This window comes from Borrelia sp. P9F1 (assembly GCF_030436115.1).
In the GTDB taxonomy this organism is placed as follows: domain Bacteria; phylum Spirochaetota; class Spirochaetia; order Borreliales; family Borreliaceae; genus Borrelia.
In genome coordinates this window covers 19,764-46,297 of sequence record NZ_CP129407.1, presented here as the reverse complement: position 1 = coordinate 46,297, position 26,534 = coordinate 19,764, and the positions used below count along the sequence as shown (strand labels likewise).

Genomic DNA, 26,534 nt, shown 5'->3' with positions numbered 1-26,534 from the left:
GACCATTAGCAAGCGTCCTATCGGGATCGAACCGACATCATTAGCTTGGAAGGCTAAGGTAATAGCCATTATACGAAGGACGCACAAATATCAGATCCGATTCTATAAAAAAATGAGTTTTATGTCAATTAATTTATTATTAAGTTTATCTAGTATTTTTTTTTCTTAATAAGTACAATTATGTTAACTTTTATGAAAGCCAATGTAATGATTTTGGTGCTTTTTGAGTGGAGGAATTAATGGGAGAGAGAGGGGAAATATATTCTGATAAGTTATTTACAAATTCTGAAAGAACTTATTTCTTTAATGTTAAAGAAAATAGGAAGGGTGATTATTTTTTAAATATTGTTGAGAGTAAAAGAAATGCTAGCGGAGATTTTGAAAGACATTCAGTTTTTATTTATGAAGAAAATATTAAGGAATTTGAAGCAAGCTTATTAAGAGCAATTTCTGTAATTAAGAAGAAGATTTCTGGAAATTATGTTGCAGGAGAAACTCAGCATGATGATTTTGATGCTAATAATGAAGGTTTCAGAGGTGACAATTTTGATAAAGATTATCACTTTTCAGGAAGATCTAGAAATAGAGATTATTAAAAAAATATTTAGGTAAGTTTGAAACTTTTTCTGTGAAGGCTTAGGATTCCATGTTTCTTTATTGCGTCTTTGTGGGTCTGTGTCGGGTATCCTTTGTTGTTTTTTAGGGAATAGAGAGGATAAATTTTATCGTATTCGTCCATCAACTTATCTCTTCGTACTTTTGCGATAATGGAGGCTGCTTTTATTTCATTAATAATAGAGTCTCCCTTGATTATTGCCTTGATTCTTTTAGCTTTTATTGTTGGAACGAATTTCCCATCCACAAGGACTAAATCACATTGTATGTTTAGGCTTTCGTACGCGAGTTGCATAGCAAGAAGAGAGGCATTGTGAATATTAATTTTGTCAATGATGTGGTTAGGTACCTCTGCGAAGGCATAATATGCATTTTTAAGTATTAATGAAGATAAGTATTCCCTTTTTTCTTTTTTAAGCTTTTTTGAATCATCTAGTTCACTTAAAAAACTAGGATTTCCTTTAAAAACAACTGCCGCACTTAACACTGGTCCAAAAATGCATCCTCTCCCGACTTCGTCAATTCCACAAATCATAACTAATTATATTATCTTAATAGAGAAAGTCTAACATTTAATATATAATTCATTGAGTAGCAGAGGGAATTTTATGAGAAGAAGGAAGTTTTATTTTCAAAAATATTTTTTGATTTTAATATTTTTATCTATTGCTGTGGCCTTCATTACCTATTTTTACTCTAATAACATTATCAGAGTTGCTCGCAGAAACACAGAAGAGGATTTAAATAAAAAGTTAAAATTAATGAATGCGGAAGATTTTTATTTTGATTTAAACTCTAGTCTTAACATGAATGATTTTTTCTTTCCCAGACCCCATCTTCCTGGCAGCGAGTTGGAAGATGGATTAACTGAGCATCAGCCAATTAATGAGGAACTTCTTAAGAAATTCTGGATAAAACCTGAAAATTTATTTAATGTTGATTTGGAAAAGCAAAATGAGACATTAGTCGACAAAATTTTGGAAAATTAGAAGTGAATAAGGGTTGTTTTGTTGTTTTATTCTTAGTTGTGAATGCAGTGTTCTTGTTTGCTACTGAGAGTAGTTATGGAGCTTATGAGCTTGATTTTAGTAGTGAAGAAAGAGAATTTTTAGTAAGAACTAATTCAAAATTTAATTTTTTTTTTAAGGATGAGTCTTGGATTTATATTAAAAATCCTGATAACGGTTCTTTTATTAGACTTTTAGGAGAATCTTATCAGGACGGAGCTACTTTCACTTTTCAGACTTCAAATAAAGTTGGGAGTGTTGTATTAACTTTTAGTTATCAAAATGTAAGGGATTCTAGGGAATTTACTAAAAATGTAATTTTGAAAATTGATCAAAGAGTCCCTGACAATTTGGAAGGGAGGCAGCTGGGTGGAGATATTCAGGATGATGAAGGCATTAAACCACAAAATAATATTGCTGGTTTAAGTTCTAGGGAGATTATCAGAAGAGCTTTAAATTTATCTTACATTAATGATTATAAGGGTGCAATTAAGTTACTTAACAGTTATAGTTTTAGTGAGAGTGAGTATACCCTACTAAAGGCTGATCTTTATTATAAGAATGGGGATTATTTAAATTCTTATGAAAATTACTTACGTTTAAGAGACAGTCACTTTAATCAGATTTTTTTGCATCTTATTAGTCTTGGAATTAAGTTAAATAAGGTAGAAAATGTACTAAGGGATGTTAGATTCTTAATAGAGAATAATATTGATTTTAGTGAAGATGTTTATCTCGATATTCTTGAATTTTTGTTACTGAGTGGTGAGTATGAGTTTTTTTTAAATTTGAGTTCTCTGTATTTCCCGAAATACATAAGTGCGAGTTTTCCAGACAGATACAATTATTTATTGGGTAGGCTATATGAAACCGAGAGTAAGTACAGAGATTTTTTGAAAGCACTTGATTACTATAAGAGGGTTATTGATGATTATCCTTTTAGTAATTATTATGAGATGTCTAGGTTAGGGTATTTGTTTTTAAAAAGGTTTTTTTAGGAGGATTTGGTATGATTAGACGCAAACTTACTAAACAACTTGAAGTGATAAAAGATTATCTTTGGGATATGAAAGAATGTGTTCTTAAAATAATAGAGAATTCTTTAATAGCTTTAGAATCTAGGGACAAAAATTTGGCTAAAAAGATCATTAATGAGGATGAAAAAATAATAGACGATTATCAGTATGATATTGAGGATTTATGTGGAAGAATTATTGCTACAGAACATCCTGTGGCTACTGAACTTAGGGAAATTTTAGCGATTATTAAGATAATAAGTTCCCTTGAGCGTATTGCGGACCATTCTACTAAAATTGTAAAGGTTGTGCTTCTCTTGGAATCTAATGTGACGGATTTTTGCACTGCTAATCTTTATCTTAAACCTCTAAGAGAAATGGCAGATACAGCAAAGGATATGCTTTCAAATATTTTTGATGCTTACTTTGATGGGGACTTTACTAAAATACTTAAAATAGTAAAGTACGACAACATTATAGATAAATTATTTTCTAAGCAAAAAACAGTTGTAATTGATGCTATGAAAAATAATCCGGAAAATTTGGATTATCTTCTAAATATCTTGTTTTTAAATAGCTTTCTAGAAAGAGTTGGAGACCATGTTGCTACAATAGGTGAATTGCTTTACTTTGTGAAGGTGGGGGAAAAAGTAAATTTGACCTAGAGGGAGCTGTATGTTAAGCGATGAGTTGAATAGATATATTGGCGATAAGTTTGTGTTGATTCTAGATAAGGCTAGCAGTGTAAGGCATAGACTTTACAAACTTTTAAAGGAGGTTAAGAGAGGAAATTTTGATGATGTTGAATATGAACTTAGTGAAATTGAGACTTTAATTACCAACATTAATGCTTTGCAGGCAGAATTTATGAGTGACGGTAAATTTATACAAAATGTGTATTTATCATTGACTGTGTTTAACATGCAAAACTGTATCATAGGTCTATTGAGTGAAAAGAATCTTATTGAAGAGCTTATTTATCTGAATAAAAAGATACAGGGTCAATAGGCGTGCTTTGTGTTAATTTATTTTCTTATATGTTGCTGGCATAACATACTCGAAGTTTTTATTTCCTCTAATTGTTTCCGAGTGGCCGATAAGTAGATAGCAGTCACCTTTTAGGTGTTTGCTAAATTTTTCAGCAAGCAGATCTCTAGTTGTTTCATCGAAATAAATCATTACATTTCTGCAAAAAATTAAATCAAATTTCTTTCTGAATGGGAAATACTCATCCATTAAATTTAATTTTTTAAATTGAACCATTGTCTTAAGTATATCTTTGACTTCAAATTTGTCACCCTTAAGTTGATTTAAGTATTTAAATTTTAAATGCTTAGGCAGGGTTTTTACGCGATCTCCTGGGTAAATTCCTTGGCTAGCTTCTCTTAATACGGTAACTGAAATATCGGTTGCCAAGATTTTTGCCTTTAAATAAATTTTATTACTGTTTATGTACTCATTTATTATCATTGCAATCGTGTATGGCTCTTCCCCACTTGAACAACCAGCTGACCATATACGAACCTCTTTCTCTTCCGATCTTGCCATCCTATTAATCATTTTCGGCAAAAGCTCTCTTTCAAGGAGCTCGAAATGATTAGGCTCTCTGAAAAAATAAGTATGATTTGTTGATATTTTATCCACCAACTCTATTAAGGGCAATTGACTTTCACCACTTTCTAAGTAGTCAATATACTCCGTGAAACTGCCAAAACTTTTTGCCTTAATCGTTGACGAAAGGCGACTCTCAATCAACAACTTCTTCTTCTCACTGAGGTTAATCCCAAAATTATCGTAAACTATCTTTATGAGCCTACCGAGCTCGTTCGGTCTTATATGAATAGTAAAACTGTTATCTTTCATAACTCCCTGTGCATTGTTGAACTGTCAAAGAGCACCAAACCAGCAAGCGTCCTACCTCCAACCTACAAGGTAGCCCTTAATCTTAAATATTTCAATTGAAATAATGCTTTAATTATGCTATTTTAGTACTTAAAATGTTATTTTTATTGAAATTTTGAAGGTTGTTTTATGCACAAGAGAGTGAAACGGGTAGAGGTAGATGCGTCTAAGGTTGGTTCTTTTGATTCTGATGATAAGAGGGTTGGTGTTTGGGGTCTTTTAGCGCTTATACTGATTGTGTTTGGGTTCATTATTGCGCCCTTGATTCCGGCTTTGGTTGAGAGTACTGATTCATCTGGGTTGAAATTTGGTTCTTATAAGGGGCAACCAATTTATTATGAAAAGGATAGTAGATTTGCTAGATATGTTAGTCATTACTCAAATCTCTATTCTAGATTCATGCAGAATAAAAGTAATTCTGATATGGAGTACTCTATCTGGAACTTTGCTTTTGTGAAGCACGTGGAGGATCTTGCTTTTCTTGATTTAGCAAGAGCTAATAGCTTTTATGTTTCAAAGGATATGTTAAATAAGAATTTAATGAATTCTCCTGTGTACCTGGATTCTACTGGTAATTTCAGTCCTAAGAGGTATGATAAGGTTTCTGATTACCAGAAGTTTAAAATCCAGAGTGAAATGGTGGAGGATTTACTCTCTTCTAACATACAGATTTTATTGAATAGTAGCTTGATATTTGCAGATTCTCTTCCTAATGCGATTAGGGATATGGCTAAAGTTAGGAGAAATATTTCATATATTGTGCTTTCATATCAAGATTTTCCACAAGATGAATTAATTTCCTATGCCGAAAGAGATTTGAATTTATTTAAAAGTATTGAAGTTGCGTCCATTCGATTTAAAAATTTAGGAGAGGCAAATGATGCTTATGAAAAGTTGTCCAAGAATATGCCTTTTGAGGAAGTTGCTAAAGTTTACTCTGAGAATATTGCCAATTTTAAGGGAGTTATTTCTTCTAGGAAGTACTATTTTGATTTTGAGCTTGCTTTTGAGAGAAAGGAAGACGTGGGGTCTGTTTTTTCTTTGAAGGTAAATGAGTTTTCCAAGCCAATTAAAAGCAAGGATGGGAGTGGATATGAGATCTATAAGATATTAGGTAGTGTTCATGATTTTGATAAAAAATCGGAACATGATGTTAGTGTGGTTAGAAACTATGTAGAAACTTATGAACCGAGCGTTATTGAGACTTTTCTTGAAAATAAGCTTGATGGTGTTGTTGTTGAGATGGGTACCGATGGGGTGCAAAAAGCTCTTAGAAACCATAAATTGGCACTAAAAAAAGATATTGTAAATCTTGCTTACAATATGAGCGTTTATCCTAGCACTTTGGGAGAGGAATTATCGGGGTTTAAAGACAGTAAAGATTTTTATGATATTATCTTTGCTTTAAAAGAAAACCATTGGTCTAAGCCTTTTTTGGCAGATCGTAAGATTTATGTGTTTTCCTTAAACTTAAGAGGTGGTTATTCTGTTGAGTCTAATCATGTTAAAGAAGATGTTATTTTTGATAATCTTTATCAGGCAAGTAACAGGTTAGTGATAGATTCTATGTTAAATAAAAATAACTTTGAAGAGAATTTTAGTGAGGCATTTTTTGCTTTGCAGAACTTTAATTGAAACCAGTAGTTAGTAGGATTGAGTTTACAGATAAAATATGTAATATGTGTTTTAAGTTAATTTTACCTTTCTTGTTTGTTTTGTTGTCCTGTGCTAAGGGCAAAGGGGGCTTTATCGTTTTTAATAAAGAGGTAAAGGGGAATGGTGGAGTAACTCATTCTAATGTGAGCGTTTCGAATGGAAATAATGGGGAAGATGTTTTTGGATCACTGATTGATCTTAAGGGTTATAAAATTCTTTCGGTTCAACAGGAAAATCTAAATTTAGATGTTTACTTTGAACAAGTGGTTTTGGCACAATCTTTTTCAGACCTTAAATCTTATCTGTTTATTATTGGATTTGATCCGAAAACACATGAGGCCATAGTTCTTTTCAAAGAGCAGGTAGATATTGATTCTGGGAAATCTTATAATATGTATCTTGAGGATATTACTGGTGATTATGATTTTGATATAGTTGTGCAGGGATTTTTAAATGAAGAGACTGTTTTATATGTTTTTCAGAAGGCGGTTGCTAATGATGTCTCATCATACAGACCTATATTTTTTAATAAGGTGAATGGAAGCATTATTATCAATAAGTATGATAGATCCTCAGCTTACGATGATAAGCAGTCTAGAGAAAGTTATTCTATTTCTTTGGAAAAATACAATAAACAGGGTGAGGATATAATAGTTAGCCGAGTTGAAATGTATAAGTATTCTCACTCTCATAGAAGGTATTATCCTTTATCCGCTAGCGAAAACATTAGACGAATGGACAGTCGTGTGTATAAAACCTTAAAAGATTTGACTAAGGAGGGGGTTTATAAATTTTTATATGGTGTTTGGTATGAAAGTACATATCAAACGTTGGAGAGGTCAAGTCTTGATGATGCTCTGTTTTTGTTATTTAACAGACGTTCCAATGAGATTAGTATTTTTAAGAAGAATTATCAAGAAATAGCAAATGTTGAATACATATCAAAACCGGCTTATAATACTCTTAATATCAGTACGAAGTCTGTTTTTTCAGACTTAATAGTTTACAATTTTTGGATAAAAATCATTGATGGTGATAGTATTGAGGTAAAGGTTGATACTGGTACAGATGCTTATGATAAGTATGGGTTTTCAGGTGTTTTTAAAAGATTTGATCACTCTATTTTGGGAGCGAATAAGGATAAAGAGGATCTTTTTATTCCAAATGGCAATTATGTGTATAAGGATATTATTTATGATTTTTCTTATCCTAATCTTACTTATGTTATTGAAGATAATGTTTATTATGGAATTTTTAATGTTTTTAGTTTAAAGAATAATTTAGTTCTTGAGTATGAGGTCAGAATGGGTGATGTTAGGACGAAAGAATCTTTTATTGTTGAATATAACGAAAGAGTAGTTGAGAAGCAAAAATTTTCTACGATTATTCTTAATCCTGTTAAAATTTTGAAAGATGAAGTAGGCTTGCTTAAGGGACATAGGTTAAAGCTTGAGAGGATAGAAAAATTAGATTGAGTCTTATGAGAATATTAAGGAATGTGCTTACTTATGTCAATGTCCTTTTCTTTTTTTTCGTTTTTACTGCGTTGTTTCCGGTGTATTTAGTTTTTAGAGTTTTTAAATTTGAGAATTATTTTGTAAAACTTAGTTTTTTGTTAATGAAGCTTGGAATTAATATTATCTTGTGGCTTTCTGATATTAAGGTCGTTGTGACGAGAGACAATGATAGTTGTTTGTCTGACAGGGGCGGTGGTGCGGTGATTATGGGAAATCATGTTGCTGCGATGGATGCAATTTTTTTAATTTACGTATTTATGCAACCCTTTGTAGTGGTTGCTAAGAAGTCACTTTTTGGTATTCCTTTTCTTAATCTGATTTTGATTTCCATAGGGGCCATTCCTGTGCAGAGGAATAGTATCAAGTCTTCTGCCAATGCCCAGAGGATGGCTATTAAAGTTATTAAAGAGGGGAGATTTATTGGAATTTTTCCTGAAGGGACTAGGAGTAGGGGCGGTGAGGTGGGAAAATTTAAGAGAGGTGCTATGAGTTTAGCCTTAAGGACAAATTCTTCCATCATACCCGTTACCCTGCTTAATACGCATAAGGTTTTTATTAAAAATTTTATATTTAATTCAGGATTATCTGTGTATGTTCATGTTCATTCTCCAATAGATGTTTTTGAGTTAAAAGACGATGAGAAAGAGAATCTTCATGTTATTGTTAGGGATAAGATAGTTAAAAAATTGAAAGAAATGAGGGTGCAGTATGGCATTAATAGGGATTTAGATGAAAACAAATAGTTACGATGAGAGCAAAATTATTACCCTTTCTTCTCTTGAGCATATTAGATTGCGGTCTGGGATGTACATAGGGAGGCTTGGGGATGGTTCTAATGTTGATGATGGTATTTATGTTTTAATTAAAGAAATAATTGACAATTCCATTGATGAATTTATTATGGGTTATGGTAAGGAAATCTTTATAAGAAAAGAAAATAATATTATTGGAGTCAGGGATTATGGGCGAGGTATTCCTCTTGGAAAAGTTGTAGAGAGTGTTTCTGTTATCAATACTGGCGCTAAGTATAATGATGATGTGTTTCAATTTTCTGTGGGGCTTAATGGGGTTGGAACTAAAGCTGTTAACGCTTTAAGTTCAAGATTTTTAGTAAGATCAATAAGGGATGGTAAATTCTTTGAGGCTCTTTTTTCTAAGGGAAGTTTGATGAAGACTTCAGAGGGTAATTCTGATGAGAGGAATGGCACTTATGTTGAATTTTTAGCAGATACAGAAATTTTTGGCAAATATAGGTATAGTGAGGATTTTTTAAATAGAAGGTTTTTTCATTATGCCTGTTTAAATAAGGGTCTTAAAATTAATTATAATGATCAAATTTTTGAGTCTAAGAAGGGGCTTTTAGATTTTATAAACTCTGAGATTAAAAATGAAGATCTACTTTATGATTTTGTTTATTATTCGAATAAGACTTTAGAATTTGCCTTTTCTCATACAAGTAATTATGGAGAGACATATTTCTCATTTGTAAATGGTCAGTATACTAGTGATGGAGGGACACACCAGACAGGGTTTAGAGAAGGCTTTGCTAGGGCTATTAATGATTTTCTTAAGAAGACATATTCATCTACTGATATTAGAGAAGGGCTTGTGGCCACCCTTTCTGTTAAGATAAAAGACCCAATATTTGAAAGTCAGACTAAAAATAAACTTGGCAATATTGAAACTAGAGGTAATGTCGCTAAAGAAGTGCAGAGGATAATTTCAGAGATTCTTTATAAGAATAAGACCCTGGCAAAGGCAATTGAGAGTAAGGTGGTTGATAATGAGCGCCTTAGGAAAGAATTAAGTAGTGTAAGGAAGGAAGCGAAGGAGAGAGCAAAGAAGATATCTTTTAAGATACCTAAGCTTAAAGATTGTAAATTTCATTTTAATGAAAAAGGTATTCAATCTGAGGTTACTATGATATTCCTAACAGAAGGGGATTCTGCAACAGGTTCAATGGTGTCTTGCAGGGATGTGTACACGCAGGCTATATTTTCTCTTAGGGGTAAGCCTCAAAACATGTTTGAGAAGAGTAAGTCTGAGATATACAAAAATGAGGAACTTTACAATATGATGGTTGCTCTTGGTATTGAAGAATCGATTGAAAATTTAAGATATAACAAGGTGGTGATCGCTACGGATGCTGATTTTGATGGGTTTCATATTAGGAATTTACTTTTAACATTTTTCTTAACTTATTTTGAAGATTTGGTTTTAAATGGGCATATGTATATATTAGAAACCCCACTTTTCAGGGTAAGGAATAAAAAAACTACTATTTATTGTTACTCTGAGGAAGAGAAGCAGAAGGCTATGCTTGAGGTTAATAATCCTGAAGTGACAAGGTTTAAGGGACTTGGAGAGATTTCTCCAAGTGAGTTTAGGGGCTTTATCGATATTGCTAATATTAAGCTTACAAAGGTTGATCTTTTCAATATTAGAGATATAAAAGAAAAGTTGGGGTTTTATATGGGACAAAATACTCCTGAGAGGCGTCGCTTTATTATGGAGAATTTAATTTAATGGATATTAAAACACTACTTAGAGATAATTTTTTGCAATATTCATCTTATGTTATTAAGGATCGCGCGATTGCAAGTGTTATTGACGGATTTAAGCCTGTTCAGAGGAGAATTATACATTCTCTTTTTGAGATGCATGATAGTAATTTCCATAAGGTTGCAAATGTTGTTGGAAATACAATGAAGTATCATCCACACGGAGATGCTTCCATTTATGAAGCACTCGTTAATATGGCGAATAAGGATTTATTTATTGAGAAGCAAGGAAATTTTGGCAACCTTTTGACCGGTGATTCCGCATCTGCATCGCGCTATATTGAGTGTCGATTAACTCCCTTAGCGTTTGATGTGCTTTATAGCAAGGAGATAACATCTTATGAGCCTTCTTATGATGGCCGTAATGACGAACCCTTGATTTTTCCTGCAAAAATACCGGTAGTACTTATTCAGGGAAGTGAGGGAATTGCAGTTGGTATGGCCGCAAAAATTTTACCACATAACTTTAATGAGATTTTGAATGCTGTAAAAAGTGAATTACTTGGAGAGTCTTATGAGCTTTATCCAGATTTTCCTACAGGAGGAATAGTTGATGTTAATGAGTATGCGGATGGGAATGGGAAAGTTTTGGTGCGTGCTAAAATTGAGGCTACAGATGATAATAGAACCATTTTAATAAAGGAATTACCATTCGGTGAGACTACTGAGAGCATAATATCTTCGATTGAAAAAGCTATCCGAAAGAATTATATCAAAGTGACAAGCATTAATGATTTTACCACAGAGCATGTAGAGATTGAGTTAACTCTTCCAAGGGGAGTGTACGCTAATGAAGTTATTGAAAAACTATATCATTATACGAATTGTCAAATATCTATTTCTGTGAATTTGCTTTTGTTAAGTGATAGGTATCCTGTTACTTATACCATTGCAGATATTATCAAATTTCATGCGGAGCATTTGCAAAAAGTTTTAAAGATGGAACTTGAATTACATAGAGATAAAATACTTGAAAAAATTTTTTATAAAACCCTGGAGCAATTGTTTATTGAGAAGAAAATTTATAAGGTACTTGAGACTATTTCAAAAGAAACTGAGGTTGTAGGCATTGTTTTAGATAATATTTTAGAATATAGAGATAATTTCCATAGAGATATTGTTTTGGGTGATATTGAAAATATACTTAAAATTCCTATTCGGAAGATAAGTATCTTTGATATCGATAAAAATAATAAGGATATTAAACTTCTTGGCAAGGAATTAAGAAGCGTGGAAAGTAACATTAGATCGATTAGGGGGTATTCAATAGATTTTATTGATAGGCTTCTTGCAAAGTATTCTAAGCTTTATAAAAGGAAGACGGAAATATCTCTTATTCAGTCAAAAAATGCTAGGGAAATAGCTACTAAGAATATGAAGGTTTATGTAAATTTAAAAGCTGGTTTTGTTGGGACTAGTCTTATTGATGGCGAATTTATTGGTCATGCTAGCCACTATGACAAAATACTAATATTTAAGAAAAAGTCTTATGTTGTAAAGAATATTGAGGATAAAGCTTTTATCGATAAGAATAATATAAGTGCTTTAGTTTATGATATAAATAATTCGAAAGAGCAAGTATTTTCTATTATTTATCTTAATAAGTCTGAAAGCCTTCATTATGTTAAGAGGTTTAGGATAGACAAGTTTATTACGGATAAGATTTACAAATTTTTAGATGATGGGGATGAATTTGTAGATTTTGCTTTAAGTCCAGAATTTGTAGAGTTTTCCACTAGTGAAGGCGTTGTTAAAGCGATCAGTATTGGTGAGTTCGTGATTAAATCAAGGACTTCTGTAGGTAAGAAAATTTCAAGCAGCAAGCTTAAAAAGGTTAAGTTTAGGTAGTCATTTTCACATCTTTTTGTTACCACAGCCTTGTTAACAGATTTGTTTTGTGCTGTTGATAGTGTATCGGTAATATAGTATATTTATAGCACCATGAAGGAGGTTATTTGATGACGAGAATGTTGATCTTGGTTTTATTTTCTTTTTGTACTTTTGCTGGTTTTGCTCAGACTGGGGATGAGAAGGCGGCTGGTGGTGACTCGGTGAGTAAGTTGTTAGTTTATGAAACATCTAAGAAGGATCCTTTGATTCCGTTTTTTTTAAATCTATTTTTGGGTTTTGGGATAGGGTCTTTTGCTCAGGGAGATATTCTTGGTGGTTTGTCTATTTTAGGATTTGATGCTCTTGGTGCTGGGTTGTTGGCTTATGGTGTGTATTCTGTTGGTGGTGTAAGTAAGCTTGAGGAAGGGAGTGAAAAAGAGTGGCCAGTGCTTGGGATTTCTTTAATAGCATTGGGGGGGGTTACTTTGGCTATAACAAGGCTTGTTGAAATTATTCTTCCCTTCACACATGCTTCTAGTTACAATGCAAAGCTCAAGCAAAACTTAGTAGCCGCTTTAGGAGGGTTTCAGCCCAGTCTTGGCGTTGCTATGAGCGAAAGTAACATGCTTGGGCTTGGGGTTTCTTTCACAAAAAGTTATTAGTTTATTTAGTTGGATTAGAGATTAGAGTGGTTTTCAAGCTACTCTAGTCTATTGTTTTCGTTGGTTTCCAATTACCTGTATTGTTTAATTTCTCGGCTTAGATCTTTTTTGATGCTTTTCTGTTTTAAAACTTCTCTCTTGTCGAATAGTTTTTTGCCTTTGCACACACCTAGTTCTATTTTGATTAATGAGTGTTTTAGATAAATTGCAATGGGAACCAAGGTATATCCTTCTTTTTTTTTGAATTTTTTTAGTTTTTGTATTTCTTTCTTTTTAAGAAGTAGTTTTCTACTTCTTATCTCTTCATGATTGAATATATTCCCCTCTTTATACTTAGATATATGCAAATTTTCAAGCCATATTTCGTCTTTCCTAATATTGGCAAAACTGTCATTAAATGAAAATTTCTTAAGTTTAATAGACTTGACCTCAGTTCCCCTTAAAACAATACCACAGATTATTTTATCTTCAACGAAGTAATTGAATCTTGCTTTTTTATTTTCAAGCAACAATAAGGACACCTCTACTCCTTTTCAATAATTAACCTAAATCCAATATTTGGTGAACTCCAATTTTTAAAGAAAGAAGCCTTAGTCGAAGGCCTAAGTACTGAGTTGTCATTGTAATTGTATGTTCTAACTTCGGTTATTAGTGAATCAAAGTGTGTAGAATATATGTTATTTTGATTCTCATCTTTGAATAGCAAGATATCATTAAAGCTTGAGTTTTGCATTAGATTCCAAAATCCAACTTTTTTAGATATCTCATTGACATTTAGACCATCGATTGATTTTGACTCTTCTCTTTGATACAGCTCCCACTCTTGAGATAAAGGTAGCCTTGCTATAAATCCCTTTGGTAGATTTGAAGAATACCATTTAGCATATTCTAGAGCTGCATTGTAAGGTATGTTAGTAATATCTTCATTAAAGGGCATCTGCTCAAAATTCTTTAGATATCTTTCATCTACCAGTTCTTCTTTTATTAAATTATCTTTATTGTTGAATGACCATCTAGGATTTTTGTTTAAGAACAGCTGGTATTCAGCTTTAGTAATATTTTGATTCTGCATTAAAAATTCTTTTAATCTATATGTAGTTTTGATTGTAATGTTTTGGGAATTTAATTTATAACTCTGAGCACTTTCAATAATGCCTGAAGCTACCTTTTTAAAACCCCTTAGAGTTAAATCCATATTTTTATTTTCAGATTTCAGTATTTTATTTTCATCTTTTAATTTTTCTACTATTGCCACAAACCACTCTTCATTAGATACCAGTCTTTGTTGTTCATTGTCTAGATTTTCAAAAAACCAAATAACTGCCCTGTCTTCTAGATTAAAGTTTCGTTGTAAAGATTTCCACATTTCTTCATTGCTTTTATCACTTACCAAGTAAACTGATCTGTATGCTGAAAGGAAGTCTTTAAACATTGCACTCGAACTTACATAAGGGATGGAATTTCTGAAGAATTTTTTAATGTGATTCGGGTTACTTTTTAAATCATTTAAAAGCAGTGAGAATACGGGTATTGGTTGTACATTGTCGTTAGTGTTTTTGAGCTTTGTCATAACGGAGAGTTCCCTTTGTCTTTGTCTAATAATTTCATCGGGATCTCTTAATTCTAAATTGACATTAAACTTGTAGCTTGTAAAAAAGCTATTTTTTATCTCAATTTGTTTTTCATAAGTATCAAATCCCAATCTTTTGACTACTAAGTTTCCTCTGGTGGCATTTGTGTATTTATTCAGTGGAGTTCTTCCAAGGTATTTTTCATCTAGATAAACATGTGCATTGTCAATATTAGCTTCTACACTTAGATAGGCTCCAGGGTTCTTTAGTTTGGGATTGATGAAAAAAACAAAGACCAGCGATAAAAGCAGGGCCAGTAGTATCAATAAAACATAAACCTCAGGCACCATGCCCAATATTGGTTTTAACTTTACTTTAAAAACCTCATCATCAACTTTGTCTTCTTTCTGAATCACATGTGTAATTATATGGGAGTATGAAGATAAGGTCAATGTTACGTTGCTTTGTCTTTAAATGCTTGTTTTGAGTATTTTAATAAATGTTGATTTTATGTATATTGTACTATTGAGGTCAGAATTTATGTATCCAGGAAAATTAGGTAAGTTGGCTCACTTTTTGGTGAGCTCCATTGAGAGGTATCTAACCTATAGAAAAAGAAAGAAATATTTTTGTAAGTTAAAGGCTAAGAAGCGAGGTTTTCTGGTAACTTTTTTGTTTGAGTTTTTAGGGGCTGTGGTTTTTGTTTTGGCGGTAAATCAGTATTTTTTTCAGGGATTTAGAATCCCAACAGGATCCATGGAAGATACTCTTAAGGTAGGAGATTTTTTATTTGTGGACAAGTTTTCTTATGGTCCTGAATTTTTACCTGGAATGGGCAAAATAAATGGAATTAGGGAACCAGGAGAGACAGATATTGTTATTTTTGAAAATATAGAATATAAATCGAAAGGAATTTTTTTCGATATTTTTCAGAGAATAATTTTTATGTTGACTTTTTCTTTTATTGATCTTGACAGAGATGAAGATGGAAATCCCAGTGTTAGGTTTTTTGTAAAAAGAGCGTTGTTTGCTGATGGTAAAGTTGTAAGATTCCGAAATGGAAAGTTGTTTGTTAAGAAGGAAGGAGAAGAGAATTTTATAGAAGAAAAATTGTATAAAGCCTCTTTAGGATATAATTTCTCGTCTAAGAAGCTTGTAGAAGAAGAAGATTATAAGTTTTATGATGATCTTGCTATGTTTATTGCATTAAAGCAGCTAAGTTTAAATCTGGAGAATATGCCCGATTTTTCGTTTTTTAATGTGAGAGTTGTTGATAGATTTGAAATTGAGAGATTAGAGTATAGTTATTTAGTGGCTTTCATGCCATATGTTGATTACTATATGGAAAAAACAATAGTAAGGGATTATGGATTGTATGTGCCTTACGGATATGTGTTGCCCATTGGAGATAATAGAGATAATTCTCATGATGGTAGATTTTTTGGGGTTATAAATAAAAATAAGATACTCGGCAGAACTTTTTTCTTGCATTTTCCTTTCTCCAGGATGGGTTTTATTTAAAATGGCTGCATATCTGACTTTTGAACAAAGGCTTTTAAGGAAAAAGCGAAGGAAAATTTTGTTTAATTTTATCTTGCTTTTTTTGATATTAAATTATGTTTTTACAAAATTTGTTATGCAGGTTTTTAATTTTCAAGGTGAAGAGATGCTTCCTTTAATAACAAAGAATCATAATTTAATTTTTGTTTCAAAATATGTTAGGTCTTTTTTTGTGCCTTTCAGTATCAATGACATTGTGCTTTATGAAGATTTGGCTCTAGAGGGCAATGTTGTATTAGATTTTTTCAGAGATTTACTTTGTTTGAGTAAAATTTTTCATACAAAAAAGTATGGTATATCAAGAATAGTTTCTACTTATGGGGATTTAGTTTATGTTAAAGGTTTTGATGTATTGGTTAATAGAGGAGGCTCGGGTTCTTTTTATTTAAATGGCACTTTAATGGGTAATTATAAATTGAATGATTTTTTTAAATCTAATGAGCCCATTAAATGCTTTACTTTAAAGAAGAATGAATTTTTTCTCTTGAATGAAAATTTAAAAATTTTGAATGACTCTAGAGTGTTTGGCCCCGTTAAGAAGGACAAAATAGAATCTTTTTTAGTATTAAAGATGATGGATTATGAGATTGCTAGATAAAATTTTCGTTGATGCTGATTCTTGTAATCCAAGAGCGATAAGCTTTTTGCAAAGTTTTGTCTTTAAAAGAAGTGTAGAACTTGTTTTAGTTTCAAATAAATCTTTAAATTTAAAAGGAACCAAAAATGTCGATTTTAAGGTTGTAGAGGATGTCGATTCTTGCATTTTGGAACTGGTTGACAAATGCAGTATTGTAGTTACAAGAGACATATTGCTTGCTAAGCATTTACTTGACTTAGAAATTAGAGTTATCAATGATGAAGGTTGCATTTTCAATACAGACAACATAGACTATCTACATTTCAGATCCAACATGAACAATAACTTGAGTTTCGTTAAAGTAAAGAAATACTTTAATCATGAGTCTAGCAAGGCCAAGTATTCAAATTTTACAACAAATTTTCACCGTTTATTCTTTAGTTAATTCGTTGTTCTCAATTTTCCATAATCCCTTTCCCTGAGTCAGTATGTAAATTTTTCCATTCAAGGGTATAATGTTATTGAGCCTTGTCTTACTTAGTTGTGAGGCATTGTAAGAACCTTGTGACACGGATTGGGAAGGTGATTGCAGGACAAATGTGTTCCCATCTTTGACAAGTTCGACAAATCCATTATTACTACCAATAAGTATTGTTCCATTAACTTCTCTTGCAAAATACGCAACAAAGTCCACTATGTCTTCTCGCTTAAATACTGGCTCTTGATAATTATTTACACTTGAGTACACTTTAAGTTTATTGTCTGATGTATCATAACCACCGCCAGTCATTACCAAGGTTTCATCAAAACCACGGATATTTGTATCCACTATAGGCATTATTTCATTTGTTGAATTAACATGTGTAGGACTACTGCCGTCGAGTTTCCAAATTTTTGCAAATCTTCCTGTGATTGACTGGTGTTTGTTTGATATTTGATAAAATTTGTCGTCCTTATATGTATCTGCAGGGGTTTTGTTATCTCCGTTAATGTCTAGAATAATTTGACTCCCATTTTCTTTCGATGCTAGGATATAAGCTGATTTGACTCCAGTTGTGTCTATAGATTTTAAGAATTTAATTGCATTCAAATTTTTTTGAAAGATAAGCTTCCAGTTGTCATTTTCAAGGAGATAGAGCTCCAGCCTACCTTCCTTGCTTTGCGCTAACAGATATGTTTTACCTGAAATATTAACGAGATCAATTACAAATTCATAAGAATCACTAAAACTTACTTTTTCAATATTTCCATTTTCTTTTTTAAATAAGTGCATGGCTGCAATATATAAAGTACTATTCACTAGCGAAACACCACTCGGACTTGAACTGTCTAGCGTACTATTATCACTGCTTATTTTTTGTAACTTACCAAGTTGAGAAAAAATAGATTCACTTGAACAAGAGTTAATGAGCGATATCAATACTATCAAAATGAATTTTTTAAAATTTTTACCGTCCATATTCAATCCTACAATTTATTTACATTCACTGCCACTGAAAGAGAAACTAGTAAAAAGTGACCTATTTTAGCGGTTCTCCCAACTTCAAACATCGACCACCATGAGGTTGTAAAGCCTAGAGACCACTTGTGGTTAAAGTTCCACAGAACGCCACAGCCAACTGACATTACAGGCATTGCATCAAAGGTTCTTAAGTTAGAGATGTTATCACTTTTGTCTCCGTAAGAGTTTAGGGAAAACCCTATATTTGAAAATATGGGGACTTGAAAAAGTTCTCCAATGTCAAAGACATAATTTATTAAAAACGTAATAGGAACCATGCCAAGTGTTTTGCCTATACCAGAGTCCGGATTAAGTAAGTTAAACGTTTGATTGATGTCAAAATTAAACAAGTACCTAAGCTCAAGCCCCACAGATAAGCTACTCAAAATATGGTATTGATATTTAAGAGCTCCAATTCCTCCGGGGTACAAATTCGAAGGATAGATCTTCAGCAAATCATTATAAAAAAGAGGCAATCCCAGACTCACATCCACCCCAATAACAGAATTTCCATTCCTATCAACTGAATAAGCTTCGACCCTCGGTACATTCGAGCCCAACAATAACAGCCAGACTAAGCAAACTAAAAGATTTCTTTCCATTATTCCCCATTCTTCAAAAATCACTAGCTACAACCATTATATTTAAAAAGATGTTTTATTACAAATAACTATTTTTCAAATTGATTTTATTTACATTTACAATATCTTGTTTATATTTACAATAATAGGTATGGCGTGTGATATTTGACTAAATTAATAGGGGGTTCTGATTTGACCAGTGTTTTTGATGGTAAACTTTTTGCGGAAAAGTACTACTCGCTATTGAAAAAATTTTTAGCAGAATATGAACTAGTAAATAGGATCTCCTTGAGAGTTATTTTGGCAAATGATAAACCTGCAAGTAGGCTTTATGTGTCTATTAAAGAAAGAGTATCAAAAGAGATTGGCATTAATTTTTGTGTTACTAAGTTAGCTAGTAATGCAGAGCAAGAGAATATTTTGAAATTAATTGAGGCTGAAAATTTGAATGAAGATACCGATGGAATCATTGTTCAGTTGCCTCTTTTGGGTGAAATAAATGTAAACAAGGTTTTAAACAAGATAGTTCATACAAAGGATGTAGATGGGCTTTCCGCTATTAATTTAGGCAAATTGGTTTTGGGTGACAGGAAAGGATTTATTCCTTGCACGGCCCTTGCTGTGCTTAAAGTTTTGTTTGATAATGGGATAGAAACTTCTGGTAGGACTGTTGTTGTGATTGGAAGGAGCGCTCTTGTTGGGAGGCCTATTTCCATTTTGCTTTCTTGCAAGCCTTATAATGCCACTGTAATTACATGCCATAGTAAGAGTACTTATTTGGATGTTTATGTGAGGCAAGCAGATATTATTATTTCTGCTGTTGGTAAGCCTAGATTAATTGGTCCAAATATGATATCTGGTAATCCTTATGTTATAGATATTGGTATTTCTGAATTGGAAATTGATGGTGGAAATGTTTTAACTGGAGATGCAGATTTTGAAGCAATTAAGGGGCATGTTAAATTTATTACTCCTGTAAGGGGTGGTATTGGTCCTGTTACGGTTCTTATGTTAATGTTTAATACTATTAAATCACATTTGGTTAGACATAGTAAGTTTGATGTTTTGGAAAAATTAAAAAAGTTGGTGGAGGTTTAGATGTCTGGTCATAGCAAATGGTCGACTATAAAGAGGAAAAAAGGTGCGCTTGATGCTAGGAGAAATAAAATCTTTACTAAATTGATTAGGGAGATAAGTATTGCGGCCAAGATGGGCGGAGGTGAGGTTGACTCTAATCCTAGATTAAGAGTTGCTATTAATAAGGCAAGAGTATCTAATATGCCTAAAGATAATATTGAAAAAGCAATCAAAAAAGGCATTGGAGATAATGTAGGTGCTGAATATATTGAACTTACCTATGAAGCTTATGCTCCTCATGGTGTTGCTTTAATGATTATGTGTCTAACCGATAATAAAAATAGAACGGCAAGTGATGTAAGGAGCGTTCTTGCAAAGGGAGGTGGTTCTCTTGGGGCTCCTGGTTCTGTATCTTATATGTTTCACCGGAAAGGTTTAATATCTTATAGCCTAGATAAATATTCTGAAGATGAGATAATGGAGCTTGCTTTAGATGCAGGTGCAGAAGATATTTCGAGTGAAGGATCTGAACTAGAGGTAATAACAAGTGATGATAATTTTGAGACAGTTTTATCTATTTTGAAAACTAAGTTTGAGGAAGAAATGGCAGAGATTGTCTTTATCCCTGAGAATAAAGTTTCTTTGGACAAAGATCAAATGGATAAAATTTTTGTTCTTGTTGAAAAATTAGAAGATTTTGATGATGTTCAGGAAGTTGTTCATAATTTGGAAGTTTTTGATAACATCGAATAATTGCATCTTAATTTTTAAATTCGAATGAGAATATTGGGTATTGACCCTGGTCTTGCTAATGTTGGCTGGGGGGTTTTGGATAAGCTGGGTAGCAGATATGTTTATGTTAAAGATGGGACGATTGTAACCAGTTCTTCCATGTCTTTAAAAGATAGAATAAAGTTGATTTCTGCAGAACTTGATCTTGTTATTGACAAGTTTAGGCCTGATGTTGCAAGTGTTGAAGATATTTATTTTGCTAAAAATAAGAAGACAGCAATGGTGATTGCCGAGGCAAGGGGAGCTATCATTTTAACTCTTGCTATAAAAGACACAAATTTTTACTCATATACCCCAATACAGGTTAAGAGTGCGATTTCCGGTTTTGGTGGGCTTAGAAAGGTGCAAGTAAAGTATATGGTTCGTATTTTACTTGGGATGGGTTCTGACTTTATGTTTACTAGTGATCATAGCAGTGATGCACTCGCGCTTGCGATTTGTCATGGCAATTATCAATTATAGCTAGTTGTATTGTACCCTATAAATTTTGTTGCCAAAGTCATCTGAGAACAAAATTGAACCGTCCCAATAAGTTATGATGTCAACAGGTCTTCCTATTTTAGAACCATCAGACCTCAAAAGACCATCTAGGAATATCTTGTAATTTGTTGCAGTTTTTGTGGTTGAATTAATGTCTATTGTTGTTATTCTGTACCCAACAGGAGTGCTTCTGTTCCAAGATCCATGCTCAGCTATGAATAACTTGTTTTTATATTCGTTTGGAAATGTATTCCCTCTGTAGAAATGTATTCCAAGAGGTGCTAAGTGAGCCGGTAGCTCATAAATAGCAGGTGTGAAACTAATGTTTTTGGGAGCCTTAGAGTAAAAGGAAGGATCTTTTCCATTTTTACCAAACATATATGGAAATCCAAAATGCTCGCCATGTTTAGATACTAAATTAATCTCGTCTGGCGGTGAATTATCTCCTAGTTGATCTCTTCCATTATCACTGAAGTAGATATGATTACTGGTTGGATGAAAATCAAACCCTACTGAATTCCTGACGCCATAAGCTACTGTATTTTTTTCTTTAGTCGCAAGATCAATTTCTAGTAGCACCGCTTCGTGTTCTTCCCTAGGGATGCTGGCGTTGTTGGGAGATCCAATATTGACTATTAATTTTTTGTTTTTCTTGTCTACCTTAATATATCTGCCCGCATGCATTTTTGAATTTGTATCTGGTAATGGAGCAAATTCTTCTATCTTCCATTTATATGGTTGATTTGTAGTGATAGTTTTAGTTATTTCTTTTTCTACATCCTGGACAACATAAATCTTGTTCACTGAAGAAATGTATAATTTGTTGTTAAAATAAGAAATACCTATTGGTTTTTTAAGATTTGAAGCAATTGTATAAATATCTTTATTTTTTGTGATTAAATAAGCAAAATTACTTGAGGATCCTATGAAGATATTTCCTTCGCCATCACTTGTAAGTCCCCTAGGTTTTTCAATATTGCTTACAAAGATTTCAACTTGAAATCCATTTGGAACTTTTAATTCGAGGGACTTTGCCATCAGACTTAGTGGTAGACTTAGCAAAAATAATGAGACGCAAACAGAGTAACTGATAGTAAATTTGTTTTTCATTGTATGACTCCTTGTCTCATTTTATATTAATTGGTTAATAGAAATAAGATAAATTTGAGTTTTTTATGTATTATAATTTAGCCTATGATAAATAAGATTTACGGTAAGGTTGTAGAAAAGAGAGAAACCAGTATCGTCATTGTGGCACTTCCCTTTGAATTTGAGGTTTTAGTTAGTTATTTCTGTATGATAGAATTTGATTTGCTAGAAGATGTTGCAATATTAATTTATCTTCATTTAAGAGAAGGGGAGATTAAGCTTTTTGGCTTTGCAAATGCAGAAGAGAGAGCAATTTTTGAGGAACTTATTGGTGTTGAGGGAATAGGGCCAAGGGCAGCTTTAAGAATACTGTCGGGTATTAAATACAGTGAATTTAGAGATGCAATTGAAAGGGAAGATGTAAAACTTATTTCTAAGGTTAAGGGGATTGGAAATAAAACAGCGGGTAAAATATTTTTAAAGCTTAAGGGAAAACTTGTTAAAACAGATGGGTTGAGTTCGGATGCATTTAAATTTAAGGATCTTGAACAGTCAATTGTTAATATGGGTTTTGATAGAAAGCTTGTTTTGGCTGGGATAAAGGAAGTTATGGCTACAGATGGGTTTTTAATGTTAGGAGAAGATGACCAGGAGCAGTTTTTATTCAGAGAAACCTTAAGAAGACTTTCAAGTTAATTTTGTTTGGTAAATATTTAGTGAAGAGAGGGCTTATAGATGGATTTGGGAGAGGGATCTAGTTTTTTAAGTTCCGACAAAAGTTTTCTTTATGACAGAAATGAGAGTGAGCTTAGACCAAAATCTCTCGGAGATTTTTCGGGGCAAGCTCACATCAAGGAAAACTTGAATATTTTTATAAAAGCATCTAAGGAGAGGGGTGAGGCTCTTGACCATGTTTTTTTAAGTGGCCCTCCGGGTTTGGGCAAGACTACTCTTGCTAGTATTATTGCTTTTGAAATGAACACTACAATAAAGGTTACTTCAGCACCAGCACTTGATAAACCAAAGGATATTGTAGGAATTTTGACAACTCTTGATGATAAGAGTGTTTTATTTATTGATGAGATACACAGACTCAAACCTATAATAGAAGAGATGCTCTACATTGCAATGGAAGATTATGAGATAGACTGGGTAATTGGGCAGGGGCCTGCTGCAAGAACGGTAAGAATTCCTATTCCTAGGTTCACTTTGATTGGAGCCACTACAAAACCAGGAAAAGTGGCATCGCCTCTTTATGCAAGATTTGGAATTGTGTCTAGATTTGATCTTTATGATGAAGAAGAACTTGTAAAGATAATAAAAAGAAATGCTGTTGTTTTAAATGTTAGTCTAGAGGATAGGGCCTCATATCTTTTAGCAAAAAGCTCAAGGGGAACGCCTCGTGTGGCAAATAGGATTTTGAGACGGATGAGAGACTTTGCACAAGTTAATGGGCATGATTTTATTACAGAACGTGTTGTTAGTTCTGGACTTGAAATGCTAAAAATTGATGAACAAGGACTTGATGAACAAGATAGAAATATTTTAAGGAACCTAATACTGAAATTTAAGGGGGGGCCTGTTGGTGTTGAAACTTTAGCGATTTCTGTTGGTGAAACGGCTGATTCTCTTGAAGATTTTTATGAGCCTTATCTTATTTTAAAGGGCCTAATTGAGAGAACTAGTAGAGGGCGCAAGGCTACTGACTTTGCTTATTCACATCTGAATTTAGATAAAAACGGACATAACGACTTAAATAATGAGAAAAAAAATGGACACCAAGGAATTTTATTTTAATTTGCCATCTAATTTAATAGCACAGCATCCAAGTAGAAAAAGGGGATCATCAAGGTTGATGGTTCTAGATCCTGATAGGCATAAAGTCTATCACGATCGTTCTGTAAATGATATGTTGAAGTATATTGACAGCAATATTTTTTTAGTGTTTAACGATTCAAGAGTTAGGAAATCAAGAATATATGCCAAGACAGATAGTGGGGGTAGTGTTGAATTTTTGATTCTAGACAGGATAGCAGATGATGTGTTTACATGTTTAGTTTCCAAATCCAGGAGACAGAATGTTGGAAGGATTTATAAATTTCCTCAGGATTTGTTGGCTCAGATAATTTCAAAGTCAGATAATGAGTTTACAATTAAATTTAATAAATGCGTGGACGAGGCTTACTTCGAGCAATATGGGCTTATTCCTTTACCGCCCTATATCAAGAGGACCTATGAAAAAGAAGACGAAGAGCGTTATCGAACAATTTATTCTAAGTGCATAGGTTCATCTGCCTCAGCTACAGCGGGACTACATTTTGGTAGAGAATTTTTTTCTTTGTTGGACAAGAATAGCATTGAGTATGATTTTATTACGCTTCATGTTGGACTTGGAACTTTTCTTCCTGTAAGAACAAAGAAAATAGAAGAACATAAGATGCATTTTGAAAGATTTTTTATAAAAGATTCTGTTGCAGTGAGACTTAAGAAAGCAATGACTTTAGGTAAAAAGATCTTAGCCGTTGGAACCACCACTCTTAGGGCATTAGAGTCAGCTTATAAGGGTAACAACGAATTTATGCGAGGAGGACAGAAAACAGATCTTTTTATTTATCCGGGTAAGGGTTATGGATTTAAGTGTGTTGATATGCTTTTTACAAATTTTCATACGCCAGGATCAACTCTTTTAATGTTGATTTCTTCATTTGGTGGTAAAGACTTTGTATTTAATTCCTACAAAGAAGCCGTTGAGATGAATTATAAATTTTTCTCTTATGGTGATGCTACTTTATTTTTAAATCACGTATAGATATTAATTCTTAATTATTTTAGTATTGAAGAGACAATTAGATCGATTTTAAAGGAGGGAGAGTTATGGTGTCGTCTTTTCAAAATGAGAGGTATCAATATACACCAAAGTTGCCTAAGATTTTGGAACATGATTTTAAAGATGTTAGTGTAGTTTTTGGTGAGAAGACTGAGGGGCTTCAAGATAGAGAAGCTTTAAGAGAAGTTTTTAAAAATACTTATGGGCTTCCGGTTGTAAGTTTTACCCAGGGATCTTCAAATATAGACTTTTCAGGGGTTTTAAATGTGGGGATAATTCTGTCAGGTGGCCCCGCTCCTGGAGGACATAATGTTGTGGCTGGTGTTTTTGACGCAGTGAAGAAAGCAAATTCAGATTCAAAAATCTTTGGGTTTAAAGGAGGTCCTTCAGGTTTATTGGAAGATAAGAAGATTGAAATTACTAGCGATTTGATGAATCTTTATAGAAATACTGGAGGCTTCGATATGATATCTTCTGGGCGAACCAAAATAGAGACAGAGACTCAGTACGAACAGGTTTTGTCAGTTTCTCTTAAAAATAATCTGAATGCAATTATTGTTGTTGGTGGCGATGATTCAAATACTAATGCAGCCTTATTGGCAGAATTTTTTAAAAAAAAGAATAGTAATATTCAAGTTATTGGTGTTCCAAAAACAATAGATGCCGATCTTAAAAATGAACATATTCAAATTTCATTTGGATTTGATTCTGCTACTAAAACTTATTCTGAATTGATAGGTAATTTATGTCGTGATGCTATGTCAACTAGGAAATATTGGCATTTTGTTAAACTTATGGGAAGAAGTGCGTCTCATGTTGCCCTTGAGTGTGCATTAAAGACTCAGCCTAACGTATGCATTATATCTGAGGAAGTTTTAGTGAAAAATAAAACCTTATCAGAGCTTGTTGATGAAATAACTTCTGTTGTAGTAAGACGTTCTTTGAAAGGATATGATTTCGGTGTGGTTATAGTACCTGAGGGTGTTATTGAGTTTATCCCTGAAGTTAAATCTTTGATGGTTAATTTATGTAGCATATTTGATAGCAATGAAAACGAATTTAAGGGGTTGAATGTTGAAGCCATAAGGGAAATTTTTATTGGTAAACTTAATGGATACATGAGGGAGGTTTATTTGTCCCTGCCTTTATTTATTCAAATTGAACTTGTGAATTCTGTTTTAGAAAGAGATCCCCATGGTAATTTTAATGTATCGAGGGTACCTACCGAGAAATTGTTCATTGAAATGGTTCATGTTAAGCTAGAAGAGTTAAGGAAGCAAGGCGAATATAGCGGTAAATTTACTCCCGTTGACCATTTCTTTGGTTATGAAGGCAGAAGTGCTGTTCCTTCAAATTTTGATAGTAATTATTGCTACAGTTTGGGATATAATGCTGCTTTTCTTGTTTTAAATGGTTTAACAGGCTATATGTCTAGCATAAAACATTTAGATAAAAATACCACAGAATGGACGCCCGGGGGGGTGCCCTTAACTATGATGATGAATATGGAAGAAAGGTATGGCGTTGCGAAGCCTGTTATTAGGAAAGCTCTCGTTGATTTAAATGGAGCTCCTTTTAGTGAATTTTCTAAGAAGCGTGAAGAGTGGGCAGTGAATAATTTATACATGTTTCCAGGGCCTATTCAGTACTTTGGCTCTTCTAGCCTTGTTGACGAGATAACTTTGACACTAAAATTAGAGTCAGAGAATTAAA

Annotated in this window: 28 protein-coding genes and 1 tRNA gene; 21 read left to right on the top strand and 8 right to left on the bottom strand. The window is 33.0% G+C overall.

Translation table 11 applies throughout. The features are described 5' to 3' along the window. Positions 1-11: 11 nt before the first annotated feature. Positions 12-83, bottom strand: a tRNA-Gly gene (locus tag QYZ68_RS00245). A 156-nt stretch (positions 84-239) separates the two neighbouring features. Between QYZ68_RS00245 and QYZ68_RS00240 the strand changes: the two genes are divergently transcribed. Further along, the gene (locus QYZ68_RS00240; RefSeq protein ID WP_301383488.1) at positions 240-596 is read left to right on the top strand and encodes a DUF3276 family protein; all 357 of its coding nucleotides are present in this window, start codon (positions 240-242) and stop codon (positions 594-596) included. Between the two features lie 8 nt (positions 597-604). Here QYZ68_RS00240 and QYZ68_RS00235 read toward each other — a convergent pair whose 3' ends face one another. Further along, complete coding sequence (locus QYZ68_RS00235; protein WP_301383486.1) at positions 605-1,150, bottom strand: ribonuclease HII; 546 nt, start codon at positions 1,148-1,150, stop codon at positions 605-607. 73 nt (positions 1,151-1,223) lie between these two features. Between QYZ68_RS00235 and QYZ68_RS00230 the strand changes: the two genes are divergently transcribed. The 4 genes from QYZ68_RS00230 to QYZ68_RS00215 are packed head-to-tail and all read left to right on the top strand — an operon-like array spanning position 1,224 to position 3,646. After that, on the top strand, positions 1,224-1,604 hold the full coding sequence (locus tag QYZ68_RS00230; RefSeq protein ID WP_301383485.1) for a hypothetical protein: 381 nt from the start codon (positions 1,224-1,226) through the stop codon (positions 1,602-1,604). Between the two features lie 2 nt (positions 1,605-1,606). Then, positions 1,607-2,620 (top strand): tetratricopeptide repeat protein, encoded by a 1,014-nt coding sequence (locus tag QYZ68_RS00225; RefSeq protein ID WP_476390612.1) that lies wholly within the window; start codon positions 1,607-1,609, stop codon positions 2,618-2,620. Between the two features lie 11 nt (positions 2,621-2,631). Continuing rightward, positions 2,632-3,303 (top strand): phosphate signaling complex protein PhoU, encoded by a 672-nt coding sequence (phoU, locus tag QYZ68_RS00220; RefSeq protein WP_301383483.1) that lies wholly within the window; start codon positions 2,632-2,634, stop codon positions 3,301-3,303. Positions 3,304-3,313: 10 nt separating this feature from the next. Next, the gene (locus QYZ68_RS00215) at positions 3,314-3,646 is read left to right on the top strand and encodes a PTS lactose/cellobiose transporter subunit IIA (protein WP_301383481.1); all 333 of its coding nucleotides are present in this window, start codon (positions 3,314-3,316) and stop codon (positions 3,644-3,646) included. 12 nt (positions 3,647-3,658) lie between these two features. Here the strand turns inward: QYZ68_RS00215 and QYZ68_RS00210 are convergent, their stop codons facing one another. Next, complete coding sequence (locus QYZ68_RS00210) at positions 3,659-4,501, bottom strand: CheR family methyltransferase (protein ID WP_301383479.1); 843 nt, start codon at positions 4,499-4,501, stop codon at positions 3,659-3,661. 168 nt (positions 4,502-4,669) lie between these two features. On the opposite strand from QYZ68_RS00210, the gene QYZ68_RS00205 reads away from it, so the two are divergent. The 6 genes from QYZ68_RS00205 to QYZ68_RS00180 all read left to right on the top strand — a co-directional run bounded on the left by QYZ68_RS00205 (position 4,670) and on the right by QYZ68_RS00180 (position 12,766). Next, positions 4,670-6,175, top strand: a complete 1,506-nt coding sequence (locus tag QYZ68_RS00205) for a peptidylprolyl isomerase (RefSeq protein ID WP_301383478.1) — start codon at positions 4,670-4,672, stop codon at positions 6,173-6,175. Positions 6,176-6,219: 44 nt separating this feature from the next. Next, complete coding sequence (locus QYZ68_RS00200) at positions 6,220-7,671, top strand: pallilysin-related adhesin (protein ID WP_301383476.1); 1,452 nt, start codon at positions 6,220-6,222, stop codon at positions 7,669-7,671. Positions 7,672-7,676: 5 nt separating this feature from the next. Next, positions 7,677-8,456, top strand: a complete 780-nt coding sequence (locus QYZ68_RS00195) for a lysophospholipid acyltransferase family protein (RefSeq protein WP_301384370.1) — start codon at positions 7,677-7,679, stop codon at positions 8,454-8,456. After that, positions 8,443-10,239: a DNA topoisomerase IV subunit B gene (locus tag QYZ68_RS00190; RefSeq protein WP_301383474.1), complete on the top strand. Its 1,797-nt coding sequence runs from the start codon at positions 8,443-8,445 to the stop codon at positions 10,237-10,239. The genes QYZ68_RS00195 and QYZ68_RS00190 overlap by 14 nt, the downstream gene beginning before the upstream one ends. Then, positions 10,239-12,122 (top strand): DNA topoisomerase IV subunit A, encoded by a 1,884-nt coding sequence (locus tag QYZ68_RS00185; protein ID WP_301383473.1) that lies wholly within the window; start codon positions 10,239-10,241, stop codon positions 12,120-12,122. Before QYZ68_RS00190 ends, QYZ68_RS00185 begins: the two co-directional genes overlap by 1 nt. 110 nt (positions 12,123-12,232) lie before the next feature. Next, entirely contained in the window at positions 12,233-12,766 is a 534-nt protein-coding gene (locus QYZ68_RS00180; RefSeq protein WP_301383471.1) for a P13 family porin, read from the top strand. Positions 12,767-12,837: 71 nt separating this feature from the next. Here the strand turns inward: QYZ68_RS00180 and smpB are convergent, their stop codons facing one another. Together smpB and QYZ68_RS00170 are read right to left on the bottom strand one after the other, a co-directional pair. Then, positions 12,838-13,287: an SsrA-binding protein SmpB gene (smpB, locus tag QYZ68_RS00175; protein WP_301383469.1), complete on the bottom strand. Its 450-nt coding sequence runs from the start codon at positions 13,285-13,287 to the stop codon at positions 12,838-12,840. A 2-nt stretch (positions 13,288-13,289) separates the two neighbouring features. Next, positions 13,290-14,753 (bottom strand): PEGA domain-containing protein, encoded by a 1,464-nt coding sequence (locus QYZ68_RS00170; RefSeq protein WP_301383467.1) that lies wholly within the window; start codon positions 14,751-14,753, stop codon positions 13,290-13,292. A 124-nt stretch (positions 14,754-14,877) separates the two neighbouring features. Between QYZ68_RS00170 and lepB (QYZ68_RS00165) the strand changes: the two genes are divergently transcribed. From lepB (QYZ68_RS00165) to QYZ68_RS00155, 3 genes are read left to right on the top strand one after another with little or no spacing between them, the layout of a single operon-like run. Next, on the top strand, positions 14,878-15,858 hold the full coding sequence (gene lepB / locus QYZ68_RS00165; RefSeq protein ID WP_301384368.1) for a signal peptidase I: 981 nt from the start codon (positions 14,878-14,880) through the stop codon (positions 15,856-15,858). A gap of 1 nt (position 15,859) precedes the next feature. Then, on the top strand, positions 15,860-16,495 hold the full coding sequence (gene lepB, locus QYZ68_RS00160) for a signal peptidase I (RefSeq protein ID WP_301383465.1): 636 nt from the start codon (positions 15,860-15,862) through the stop codon (positions 16,493-16,495). Further along, positions 16,485-16,919, top strand: a complete 435-nt coding sequence (locus tag QYZ68_RS00155; protein WP_301384366.1) for a DUF188 domain-containing protein — start codon at positions 16,485-16,487, stop codon at positions 16,917-16,919. Before lepB (QYZ68_RS00160) ends, QYZ68_RS00155 begins: the two co-directional genes overlap by 11 nt. Here QYZ68_RS00155 and QYZ68_RS00150 read toward each other — a convergent pair. Together QYZ68_RS00150 and QYZ68_RS00145 are read right to left on the bottom strand one after the other, a co-directional pair. After that, complete coding sequence (locus tag QYZ68_RS00150) at positions 16,905-17,933, bottom strand: hypothetical protein (protein ID WP_301383463.1); 1,029 nt, start codon at positions 17,931-17,933, stop codon at positions 16,905-16,907. The two genes, QYZ68_RS00155 and QYZ68_RS00150, sit on opposite strands and share 15 nt — an antisense overlap. A gap of 8 nt (positions 17,934-17,941) precedes the next feature. Then, a complete protein-coding gene (locus QYZ68_RS00145; protein WP_301384365.1) occupies positions 17,942-18,577 on the bottom strand; it encodes a BB0027 family outer member beta-barrel protein in 636 nt (211 codons plus the stop codon). A 171-nt stretch (positions 18,578-18,748) separates the two neighbouring features. On the opposite strand from QYZ68_RS00145, the gene QYZ68_RS00140 reads away from it, so the two are divergent. From QYZ68_RS00140 to ruvC, 3 genes are read left to right on the top strand one after another with little or no spacing between them, the layout of a single operon-like run. Next, the gene (locus QYZ68_RS00140) at positions 18,749-19,654 is read left to right on the top strand and encodes a bifunctional 5,10-methylenetetrahydrofolate dehydrogenase/5,10-methenyltetrahydrofolate cyclohydrolase (RefSeq protein WP_301383461.1); all 906 of its coding nucleotides are present in this window, start codon (positions 18,749-18,751) and stop codon (positions 19,652-19,654) included. After that, positions 19,655-20,386 carry a YebC/PmpR family DNA-binding transcriptional regulator gene (locus QYZ68_RS00135; RefSeq protein WP_301383459.1) on the top strand — a complete coding sequence of 244 codons (732 nt, stop codon included), beginning with the start codon at positions 19,655-19,657 and terminating at the stop codon, positions 20,384-20,386. Between the two features lie 24 nt (positions 20,387-20,410). After that, positions 20,411-20,887, top strand: a complete 477-nt coding sequence (ruvC, locus tag QYZ68_RS00130; RefSeq protein WP_301383457.1) for a crossover junction endodeoxyribonuclease RuvC — start codon at positions 20,411-20,413, stop codon at positions 20,885-20,887. Here the strand turns inward: ruvC and QYZ68_RS00125 are convergent, their stop codons facing one another. Further along, positions 20,888-22,015: a PQQ-dependent sugar dehydrogenase gene (locus QYZ68_RS00125; protein WP_367317272.1), complete on the bottom strand. Its 1,128-nt coding sequence runs from the start codon at positions 22,013-22,015 to the stop codon at positions 20,888-20,890. Between the two features lie 84 nt (positions 22,016-22,099). On the opposite strand from QYZ68_RS00125, the gene ruvA reads away from it, so the two are divergent. The 4 genes from ruvA (at position 22,100) to QYZ68_RS00105 (ending at position 26,533) form a co-directional block, all read left to right on the top strand. After that, positions 22,100-22,690, top strand: coding sequence for a Holliday junction branch migration protein RuvA (gene ruvA / locus QYZ68_RS00120; protein WP_301383453.1), 591 nt, complete (start codon positions 22,100-22,102; stop codon positions 22,688-22,690). Positions 22,691-22,729: 39 nt separating this feature from the next. Next, positions 22,730-23,791 (top strand): Holliday junction branch migration DNA helicase RuvB, encoded by a 1,062-nt coding sequence (gene ruvB, locus QYZ68_RS00115; RefSeq protein WP_301383451.1) that lies wholly within the window; start codon positions 22,730-22,732, stop codon positions 23,789-23,791. After that, positions 23,766-24,803, top strand: coding sequence for a tRNA preQ1(34) S-adenosylmethionine ribosyltransferase-isomerase QueA (gene queA / locus QYZ68_RS00110; RefSeq protein WP_301384363.1), 1,038 nt, complete (start codon positions 23,766-23,768; stop codon positions 24,801-24,803). Before ruvB ends, queA begins: the two co-directional genes overlap by 26 nt. Positions 24,804-24,868: 65 nt before the next feature. Beyond that, positions 24,869-26,533: a diphosphate--fructose-6-phosphate 1-phosphotransferase gene (locus tag QYZ68_RS00105; protein WP_301383449.1), complete on the top strand. Its 1,665-nt coding sequence runs from the start codon at positions 24,869-24,871 to the stop codon at positions 26,531-26,533. The last annotated feature ends 1 nt before the right edge of the window (position 26,534 follow it).